1 protein-coding gene is annotated in these 394 nt (G+C 54.8%); it reads right to left on the bottom strand.

The window, feature by feature from the left end; translation table 11 throughout:
* The coding region (locus tag C5L12_RS27935; protein ID WP_425350834.1) for a cell division protein FtsZ at positions 1–394 on the bottom strand (394 nt) is incomplete at both ends.

Raw genomic sequence — 394 nt, 5'->3', positions numbered from 1 at the left:
CGTCTGCAAAGTCCACGTTCATCAAACCCGGACGAGTAATCAGTTCGGCGATACCTTGCACAGCGCCTTTCAGTACATCGTTCGCTGCGCCAAACGCATCCAGCAGGGAGATACCGCGGCCCAGAACTTTCAGCAGTTTGTCGTTCGGGATAGTGATCAGAGAGTCCACATGCTTGGACAGTTCAGTGATCCCCTGCTCGGCGAATGCCATACGCTTCTTGCCTTCAAAGTTGAAAGGCTTAGTGACGACAGCAACGGTCAGGATACCCAAATCTTTTGCCACTTCAGCGACGACTGGTGCTGCACCTGTACCGGTACCACCCCCCATACCCGCAGCAATAAAGACCATGTCTGCACCTTCCAGCGCCGCACGCAGTGCATCGCGATCCTCATC

The sequence above is a fragment of the Neorhizobium huautlense genome (assembly GCF_002968575.1).
Lineage (GTDB): Bacteria > Pseudomonadota > Alphaproteobacteria > Rhizobiales > Rhizobiaceae > Neorhizobium > Neorhizobium huautlense.
This window is presented reverse-complemented; position numbering and strand designations above follow the sequence as displayed.